7 protein-coding genes are annotated in these 6,673 nt (G+C 66.7%); 5 read left to right on the top strand and 2 right to left on the bottom strand.

The window, feature by feature from the left end:
• Positions 1-248 precede the first annotated feature (248 nt).
• A complete protein-coding gene (locus tag FMZ75_RS18175) occupies positions 249-473 on the top strand; it encodes a hypothetical protein (protein WP_166144951.1) in 225 nt (74 codons plus the stop codon).
• Positions 474-812: 339 nt separating this feature from the next.
• Here the strand turns inward: FMZ75_RS18175 and FMZ75_RS18170 are convergent, their stop codons facing one another.
• The gene (locus tag FMZ75_RS18170; RefSeq protein ID WP_370464749.1) at positions 813-1,097 is read right to left on the bottom strand and encodes a cupin-like domain-containing protein; all 285 of its coding nucleotides are present in this window, start codon (positions 1,095-1,097) and stop codon (positions 813-815) included.
• A gap of 106 nt (positions 1,098-1,203) precedes the next feature.
• Between FMZ75_RS18170 and dusA the strand changes: the two genes are divergently transcribed.
• Positions 1,204-2,217 carry a tRNA dihydrouridine(20/20a) synthase DusA gene (dusA, locus tag FMZ75_RS18165; protein ID WP_166144948.1) on the top strand — a complete coding sequence of 338 codons (1,014 nt, stop codon included), beginning with the start codon at positions 1,204-1,206 and terminating at the stop codon, positions 2,215-2,217.
• A gap of 4 nt (positions 2,218-2,221) precedes the next feature.
• On the opposite strand, the gene cobS is transcribed toward dusA, so the two are convergent.
• A complete protein-coding gene (gene cobS / locus FMZ75_RS18160; protein WP_166144945.1) occupies positions 2,222-2,995 on the bottom strand; it encodes an adenosylcobinamide-GDP ribazoletransferase in 774 nt (257 codons plus the stop codon).
• Between the two features lie 219 nt (positions 2,996-3,214).
• Between cobS and FMZ75_RS18155 the strand changes: the two genes are divergently transcribed.
• From FMZ75_RS18155 to lnt, 3 genes are all read left to right on the top strand, one after another.
• Positions 3,215-4,195 (top strand): SPFH domain-containing protein, encoded by a 981-nt coding sequence (locus FMZ75_RS18155; RefSeq protein WP_108916715.1) that lies wholly within the window; start codon positions 3,215-3,217, stop codon positions 4,193-4,195.
• Positions 4,196-4,202: 7 nt separating this feature from the next.
• Entirely contained in the window at positions 4,203-4,670 is a 468-nt protein-coding gene (locus FMZ75_RS18150) for an NfeD family protein (RefSeq protein ID WP_142863003.1), read from the top strand.
• Between the two features lie 259 nt (positions 4,671-4,929).
• Positions 4,930-6,621: an apolipoprotein N-acyltransferase gene (lnt, locus tag FMZ75_RS18145; RefSeq protein ID WP_166144942.1), complete on the top strand. Its 1,692-nt coding sequence runs from the start codon at positions 4,930-4,932 to the stop codon at positions 6,619-6,621.
• Positions 6,622-6,673: the final 52 nt, after the last annotated feature.

Raw genomic sequence — 6,673 nt, 5'->3', positions numbered from 1 at the left:
TGAACAGGGCGAAGGCGAGGCTCATCACGGCGGCTCCAGAATCACTCCCCCGATAGGGAATCATGCCTGAGCCGATCCGTTAACCGCCGTTAACCCGAATTCGGAGCCCTGACGACCAAAGGCGACCAGGCTCGATGTCCGGAGCAGACATCCGCGCCGCGCGCCATCGGCTCTCGTTTCTGCACGATAAAACAATATACTAACATCCCGCCCTGTTCCGTGCGCAGACGATCTCCGGACTACAGGACATGCTGATGCTTGCCGTAATATCGATCGATATGCGTATTTTTTTGCCGCCGTGCATCAATTTTCCAAGACGCCAAAAGCGTCGCGATGTATTTTCATTACATCTTTGGCGCCGACGCACGGCCGCCGCGCTATTTGCGGAGAGGCGCCACGAGAATATCGATGTTCGAGACGGCACAGCGGCGCTCCGTGATGATGCGAGGATCATCGAGCCCGACGCGCTTTGAAGCCAGATGACCGTCTCATTGCTGGTCCGAGGAGCGCTGTCGACATGAAGCGCCATCGCGCCGTGGCGTCGGCTTGTCATCAGAGCGCTGTCATCAGAGCGCGCGGAACCGGTACAACATCGCTGGCCGCACCGCCTGCCGCCGCCGCCAGCGTCACCACCCGTGCAGCGCGATTCTTTTTGCGTCTTTCTCGGCATCGGACTGCGTTTCGAACGCCGAAGCGCGTTATTCGATCGACGCCCTCTCGACCTCGATCGGCACAGGCCGAGACGCGCTCAGCGGGCGCGCACGCTCGAGAAAGGACACATATGATCACTCGGCGCTCGAGAACAGAGTCATTCAAGAGACGTAATTCAGATAGGGTCGATAGTACGGCAGCAGCCGCTTTGCGGAGACGCCGCTCCACAATCCGAATGCGATGATCATGTTGTAGTAGGCATTCTTTGCGGGCATTCCGCGCGCGAAGGCCAGCGCTCCACGCAGAGCGCTGGCCTTCGTATGCCAGTCCACATTGAACGAGAAAGCGCAATCGAGGCTGCGCACATGATGGAGCACGCCCGGCGGCATGTATAGGACGTCGCCAGGTTCGACGACGACTTCCGTCGGATTCGTGAACGTCGCCATTTCGTGTGCGCTCTGTGTGCACTGAGAAGTCGAAAAGGAGCGAAAAGTGTCGTATCGAGGCGTGCGGGAGAGTGCGCACGACCCGACCCGGGGCCTCGAGAGCAAAATGAAATCTATTACAAATCAAGATATTATATTCTCTACCGCGCCTATGATGGAGTGGACGGACCGTCACTGTCGGTTCTTCCATCGGCTGATGTCGCGCCGCGCCCGGCTCTATACGGAGATGCTCACCACCGGCGCCGTGATCTTCGGCGATAGGGATCGGCTGCTCGGCTTCGACGCGGCGGAGCGGCCGCTCGCATTGCAGCTCGGCGGGTCCGATCCGGCTGATCTGGCCAAGGCGACGCGCATCGCCGCGGCCTTCGGCTATGACGAAATCAATCTCAATGTCGGATGTCCATCCGACCGCGTGCAGAATGGCGCTTTCGGCGCCTGTCTGATGCTGCGGCCCGATCTCGTGGGCGATTGCGTGAAGGCGATGAAGGACGCCGTCGATCTCCCCATCACCGTCAAATGCCGCATCGGCGTCGACGATCAGGAGCCGAGAACGGCGCTGTTCACACTCGCCGAGCGCGCCGTCGCCGCGGGCTGCGACGCGCTGATCGTCCATGCGCGCAAGGCTTGGCTCTCCGGCCTCTCGCCCAAGGAGAATCGCGACGTTCCTCCGCTAGACTATGGACTCGTCTATGAGCTGAAGCGCGCCTATGCCGATCTGCCCATCGCCATCAACGGCGGCATAGCGACGATCGAGGACATGCGCGCGCATCTCGCCCATGTCGATGGCGTGATGATCGGCCGCGCCGCCTATCATGAGCCGGAGCTTCTGCTCCGCGTCGACCCGGAACTCTTCGGCGAAGCGGCGCCGCTCGCGGACGGATTCGCCGCGGTGGAGGCGTTCATCCCCTACGTCGAGGCGCAATTGCGGCGCGGCGAGCGGCTCTCCAACATGACGCGGCACATGCTCGGCCTCTTCGCCGGCAAGCCCGGCGCGCGCGCCTTTCGTCGTCGTCTCGCCAGCGAGGCGGCGCGCCCCGGCGCCGGCGTCGAGACGCTGCTGTCGGCCGTCGACGAGGTGCGGCGCGCGACGGCGCGCATGGCGGAGGCGGCGAGCGCCTGAGCGCTCAGCCGCCGCTCGAAAACACGAGCAGCGCCGCGATCTCGGCCGTCTGTTGCGCGCCGCCCAGCACGTCGCCGGTAAGGCCGCCGATCTGCCGCTCGGCGAGCTTGGCCATCGCATAGGCGGCGCCGACCGACAGCGCGCCGGCGAGGAGCGCCGTCGCCGGCGAGACGCCCATGGCGATCGGCAGAATGGAGAAAGCGCTCGCCAGCAGCGCCGCCGTCTGCAACGCCTCCTTGAAAGGCCGCATGGCGGCGTGGCCGGCGCCGTCGGCGCGCGCGGGCGCGAGGATCATGATCGGCGCCAGCCCCGCCGTGCGGGAGAGCGCCGCGACGAAGACGAGAATCGCCGCCGCCTCGAAGGAGCCGCGTTGCACAATCGCCGTCAGCGCGCCGATCCGCAGCGCCAGCGAGAGCGTCAGCGCCAGCGCGCCATAGGAGCCGAGGCGGCTGTCGCGCATGATCTCGAGCTTTTCTTCCCGCGACGCGCCGCCGCCGAACCCGTCGGCGAGATCGGCGAGCCCGTCCTCATGCAGCGCGCCGGTGGCGGCGATGAGCGCCGCCAGCGCCAGCGTGACGGCGAGGAAAGGCGGCAGGCCGAGCGCACGGGCGGCGAGCAGCGTCCCGGCCGGCGCAAGGGCGATCAGCGCGCCGGCGAGCGGCAGCGCCCGCACCGCCGTGCGGAAATCCGGCATCTCATGCCCGCGCGGCGCCGGAACCGGCAGGCGGGAGTAGAAGCGCAGACAGGCGAGGAAGTCGTCGACGAAGGGGCGGAACATGGGGCTCCCTCATGACGCCAAAGCGGGGATTTGTCGAGAAGGGGCGATTTCGCCTCTCTTCGCGGCGCGGCGGCGCACGCCGTGATACTCTCGCCTCGTCGTCGTCGACGCGCGTTCACGCGATCGGCTGTGCGCCGACGCACGGCAAATTGCGCGGGAGCCGTTAGAACCCGAGCCGCCGCACACACGCGATTTCACGGGATACAAAGGAAAATCCCCATGGGCCTGCCTCTCCTGATCGCCGGCGCCGTCGCGCTCGCTCTGCTCGTTTTCGATCGCAATCTCGGGCTCGGCCTGCCGCTCGACCTCCTCCATAACCCTCTGTTCTGGCTCGCCTATGTCGTCGCGCTCACGCTCGCGACAATGGTGCGCTTCGTGCGCCAGCAGACCGTGCTCGTCATCGAGCGGCTCGGCCGCTACAATCGCACGCTCGGCGCCGGCATAAATTTCGTCTGGCCGATCGTCGAGCGCGCCGCCTACACTTTCGATCTGCGCGAGCAGGTGATCGACGTGCCCGAGCAGGACGCCATCACCAAGGACAACGCCACGGTGACGATCGACGGCGTGCTCTATTATAAGATCGTCAACGCCAAGGACGCCGCCTATGGCGCGCAGGACATCAGCCGCGCCATCATCAATCTGGCGCAGACCAGCATGCGCTCGGCGATCGGCTCCATGGAGCTGGACAAGACATTCGAGAATAGAAGCGAGATCAACGAGCGCGTCGTGCGCGCCGTCTCCGACGCCGCGCAGCTCTGGGGCGCGCATGTGACGCGCTACGAGATCAAGGACATAAAGATGCCGGAGTCGCTGCGCCAATCGATGGAGCGGCAGATGAAGGCCGAGCGCGACAAGCGCGCCGCCGTGCTCGAGTCGGAGGGCGTGAAGCAGTCCGAGATCAACCGCGCCGAGGGCGAGAAGCAGGCCGCCATTCTTCGCGCCGAGGGTCAGGCGCGCGCCATCGAGCTCGTGCGCAAGCAAATCACCGAACAGGGCGGCGATCAGGCCGTGCAGCTCGAAGTGGCGAAATCGGCCATAGAGCAATATGGCCGCCTCGCCAAGACCGGCACCTCTCTCGTGCTGATGGGCGAGGGCGCCGACCCGGCGGGCTGGATCGCCAGGGCCATGGCGGTGCTGAAATCGGTGAACGCCGGCGCTGCGCCGCAGAGCCGCGCACAGCCTTGGCAGAAGAGCGAGTGAGCCGCCGATGGAGTTGTTGTACGACCCCGCCAATGCGAGCCTCGTCGTCGGTCTCGCGCTGCTCGCCCTCGACATAGCGGTGATCGGCCTGTCGCCGCTGATGTTCTTCGCGATCGGCGCGCTGGCGACGAGCGCGCTGCTCTATCTCACCGGCTTTCGGCCGTCTCTGCTGGAGACGGCCGCGCTCGCCGCGACGCTGAGCCTCGCCACCGCGCTCGTCGGGCGCAAGCCGCTGCAGCGTTTCCAGATTGCGGAAGTGCAGGAGGACACGAGCAGCGATCTCATCGGCCGCGAGCTGACGACGACTCACGCGGTGACGAAATCGGGCGGCGTCGTCTATTGGTCCGGCGTCGAATGGCGCGCCCGCCTCGCCGCGGACTCACGCGCGGACAGCCTCGCGCCCGGCGCGCGGGCGCGGGTGACGGCGATCGAAAATCTCGAGCTGGTGCTGACGCCGTCCGCGCCGGAGCGGTAGAGCGAGAAGCGAATTTTGAAGGCTCGCGGTCCAGAAACGCGCGCTGGGACCGCGAGCCCCGTTCTCTCAAAGCCCCTTCGGTTCCGATGAAGCGGTCCACGAGAGTCTTTCCGTGTTTCATTGAAACGCGGAAAGACTCTAGGCCTTTGTTTTGACGGGTTTCCAACGTCGAATCGGTGTCCACTTCGGCTGGAGACGCTAGGGCATAGCCGTCGGACGGGCTAAAGTCCGGCGCCACTTTCGAATCGAACGGATGCCCATGGCGCAGCAATTCCTCACCAAGACCTTCTCCGACGGCGCGCGGACGGGACCGACCCTGCCTCAGCGCATCATCCTTTCCGAGGGCTGGACGCGCCGCGCCATCGCCTTCGCGGCAGGGGCGGTGGGGGCGCTGGCGCTGGCGCCGGTCGATTTCGCGCCGGCCATGTTCGTGACCCTGTGCGTCGCGGTCTGGCTCATCGACGGCTCGGCGGCGGCGCGCGGCGATGGCGGATTCGCCCATCTCGCCGCCTCCATGCGCCGCGCGGCGGGCGCCGGCTGGTGGCTCGGCTTCGGCTATTTTCTGGCCGGGCTCTGGTGGCTCGGCGCGGCCATGCTGGTCGAGCCCGATCAATTCGCCTGGGCGCTGCCGCTCGCCGTCATCGGCGCGCCGGCGGTCCTGGCGCTGTTCCCGGCGCTCGGCTTCGCCCTGGCGCGGGCGCTGTGGTCGGGCGGCTCGGCGCGCATATTCGCGCTGGCGGCCGGCCTCGGCGCCTCGGAATTTCTGCGCGGCTCGCTGTTCACGGGCTTCCCGTGGAATGATTTCGGCATGGCGCTGGCCGCCGTTCCCTATCTCGATCAGACGGCCTCGCTCGTCGGGCTGCATGGGCTCGATATTCTCGCCGTCATTCTCTTCGCCGCGCCGGCGACGCTGATCGACGGCCGTCGCCGACCGACGCCGGCGCTCGCCATCGCCATCGCCCTCGCCGCCGCCATGGCGGGCTATGGCGGTCTGCGGCTCGGCGCCGGCGAGACCGAATATGTCGAGGGCGTGAAACTGCGGCTGATGCAGCCCAATCTCCCGCAGGACGCCAAATTCAAGCCCGAGAACGGCCCGGCTATTCTCGGCCGCTATCTCGAGCTCTCCGACCGCGCCGTCGCGCCCGGCCGCTCCGGCGTCGCCGACGCGACCCATCTGATCTGGCCGGAATCGGCCTTTCCTTTCATTCTCTCGCGCGACCCGAACGCGCTCACGCGCATCGCGGCGACCATGCGCGGCGCTATTCTCCTCACCGGCGCCGCGCGGGTGGAGGAATCCGCTTCGGATGCGCGCCGCGCGGACGGCGAGCGGCGCACGAAAATCTTCAATTCGATTCTCGCCATTCGAGACGGCCGCATCGTCGCCGCCTATGACAAGACGCATCTCGTGCCGTTCGGCGAATATCTGCCGCTCTCCAAACTGCTCGCGCCGCTCGGCGTCACCCAGCTCGTCCCCGGCGTCTGGGACGAGGGAACGGGCCCGCGTCGCTTCGCCGCTCCGGGCCTGCCGCTCGCCGCGCCGCTCGTCTGCTATGAGGCGATCTTTCCGGCCGAGACGGCGGAGCCCCTGGGCGAGCGGCCGCAATGGCTGCTCAATGTCACCAATGACGGCTGGTTCGGCGCGACCAGCGGCCCCTATCAGCATTTCGCCCAGGCGCGTCTGCGCGCCATAGAGGAAGGGCTGCCATTGGCGCGCGTCGCCAATACCGGGATTTCCGCGCTCGTCGACCCCTATGGGCGCGTTCTCGAGCGCCTGCCGCTCGGCGTCGACGGCGTCATCGACGCGCGCCTGCCGCGAGCCATCCAATCCCCGCCCTTTGCCGCCCATCCTTTTCGCTGGACTTCAACGCTTTGGTTCTTCACAATAATTTTTGCCCTGTGCGGACGCTTGCGCGGCCGCTCGGGTTTGACCGCGTTTCGAGCCGGCTCCTGATAGGGCGCTCCTCGACAGCGCGGCGAATGCGCCCGCGCCAGCCATCGGCTCG

This window comes from Methylosinus sp. RM1 (genome assembly GCF_011378635.1).
GTDB lineage: Bacteria > Pseudomonadota > Alphaproteobacteria > Rhizobiales > Beijerinckiaceae > Methylosinus > Methylosinus sporium.
This window is presented reverse-complemented; position numbering and strand designations above follow the sequence as displayed.